General features: G+C 63.0%; 3 protein-coding genes. 1 reads left to right on the forward strand and 2 read right to left on the reverse strand.

Going from position 1 to position 2,341, the window contains the following annotated elements; all coding sequences use genetic code 11:
• A partial coding sequence (locus ACXRVY_RS24785) for an ArsR/SmtB family transcription factor (protein WP_458238499.1) occupies positions 1-745 on the reverse strand: 745 nt, incomplete at its 3' end.
• A 79-nt stretch (positions 746-824) separates the two neighbouring features.
• On the opposite strand from ACXRVY_RS24785, the gene ACXRVY_RS24790 reads away from it, so the two are divergent.
• Positions 825-1,934, forward strand: coding sequence for a cytochrome P450 (locus ACXRVY_RS24790; protein ID WP_223461961.1), 1,110 nt, complete (start codon positions 825-827; stop codon positions 1,932-1,934).
• Positions 1,935-1,945: 11 nt separating this feature from the next.
• On the opposite strand, the gene ACXRVY_RS24795 is transcribed toward ACXRVY_RS24790, so the two are convergent.
• Positions 1,946-2,341: cation diffusion facilitator family transporter (locus ACXRVY_RS24795; RefSeq protein ID WP_458238500.1), on the reverse strand; the 396-nt coding region annotated here is incomplete at its 5' end.

Raw genomic sequence — 2,341 nt, forward strand, 5'->3', positions numbered from 1 at the left:
GGCGTAAAAAGATCGCAGGCTGCGATCTTTTGCTCTTTTCCTCAATATCCAACGGCAACTCAACCCCAAACCGCCCCGCTACTTCCTTGCGCCCCAACGCCGTCAACGCCAACGCCCGACTGTCCAGATCCTGGGTCACCCACTTGCGCTTGAGCGCCGTTTGCAGCAACGCCGCCCCCAGCGACCCGCCCAGATGCGGCCGGCGCATGCTCCAGTCCAGGCACGGGCAGGCAAAACGGCGGCGCAAGGTGCTCAAGTCCTGCACCTCGATCCCGAGCCCTTGAAACATTGCCGTACCACTGCCACTCAAGCGATAGGCCTGTTCGTCGGTTTCCTCAAGCCAGCCCGCTTCGAGCATCCGGTCATGCATCAGCACGGCCAGGGTGCCCGCCATGTGGTCGTAGCAGGTGCGGGCAAATTGCAGGCGGTCAGGAGTGCGTGACTGAAAAGTCGGTGCCGCGTTCTGACCGATGACCATCAGCGCCTCCAGGGCCTGGGCCACGCGTTTGTCCGCCAGGCTGTAATAGCGGTGACGTCCCTGAACGTGCAGCCGCACCAGCGCCAGCTCCTTGAGTTTGGCCAGGTGGGCACTGGCGGTCGACGCGCTGACTTCGGCCACCGCCGCCAGTTCGGTGCTGGTGCGGGCGTGGCCGTCCATCAGCGAACAGAGGATTTTCGTCCGCGCCGGCTCGGCGATGGCTGCCGCCACCTGCGAGACGCCAATGTCGTGTCGTTCTGCGCTCATATTTCGCTCCCGGACGAATCAATGCCCTTTCGGACTGGAGATAGTAGCAACACTTTCCGACAACAAAAGGCTGTGACCCATGGACCCGATCATCGCTGCGACCCATACCGATCCTTATCCCTACTACGCACAACTGCGTGGCGAAGGCGGGCTGGTTTTTCATCCGGGGCTGAACATGTGGGTGGCCAGCAGCGCCCAAGCGGTGGCCGCCGTGCTGGCGCATCCCGATTGCCACGTTCGCCCCGAGCAGGAGCCAATCCCCAAGGCGATCGCCGACGGCATGGCCGGCCAGGTGTTCGGCCAATTGATGCGCATGAATGAGGGCGAACGCCAGCGTTGCCCACGGTCGGCGATTGAGCCGGGGCTGGAGTTGATCGATACGCGGGAAGTCGAGGCCCTGGTCAGCGCCCGATTGATGACCGCGGATGCCGCCGGCCTGTACAACGCCATGTTCCGTGGGCCGGTGTGCGTGGTGGCGGCGTTGTTGGGATTCACCCCGGCTCAGGGCCGTGTCATCAGCGAACTGACGGCGGATTTCGTCGCCTGCCTGTCGCCCCTGAGTCGTCCGGTGCAACTGGCTGCGGCTCATGCCGCCGCTGAACAGTTGAGCGGCTACTGTGTCGAGCTTTTGGCCGACCCGGACAACCATAGCCCTCTGCTTGGCGGTATCCGCCAGCGCTTCGCGTCAGGCACACCGCAAACACTGATCGCCAACCTGATCGGCCTGTTCTCCCAGACCTTCGAAGCCACTGCCGGGTTGATCGGTAACGCCGTGCTGGCATTGATTCAACACCCGTCGTTGTGCAGCGAATCAACCCCTGTCGAAGACCTGCTGGCCGAAGTGCAGCGCTTCGACCCGCCGGTACAGAACACCCGTCGCTTCGTCGCCGCCCCCTGCGAGATTGACGGGGTGAGGCTGAATACCGGAGACGTGATCCTGGTGCTGCTGGCCTCGGCCAATCGCGACCCGCAGCTCAACGACAACCCCGATGCATTCCTGCTCGACCGCCCGAACCGGCGCAGCTTCACCTTTGGTGCGGGGCGCCATCAATGTCCGGGGCAACGCCTGGCGTTATGCATTGCTGGCGCTACCGTCCGGCAAATTCTTGCGATGAAGCCGGCACTGGATCGCCTGACCTGGCATTACCGCCCGTCCGTGAATGGACGGATTGCGCTGTTCCGTGACTGACCGCAAACCGCTCAAACAGTGCGGTATTCGACGGTCAGGTGAGACAGTTCATGGACCGGCGCCAGGCGTTCGCGAATGGTGTCGGCACTGACATTGGCCGCGACAACAACGCTGACAATCGCGGCCCGCGCCTGGGGACCGACCTGCCAGACATGCAGATCGCTGATACGCACATCGTCCGATGACTCCAGCAGTTCACGAATTTCATCGGCAACGTGCTCATCTGTGACATCGAGCAACACCGCAGCGCTGTCACGCATCAATCCAATGGCCCATTTCGCGATCACGATGGCGCCCACGATGCCCATCACCGGGTCCAGCCACACCCACCCCAGATACCGCCCGGCCAGCAATGCGGCAATCGCCAGCACCGACGTCAAAGCGTCGGCCAACACATGGACATAGGC

This window comes from Pseudomonas sp. P5_A2_2 (assembly GCF_054177685.1).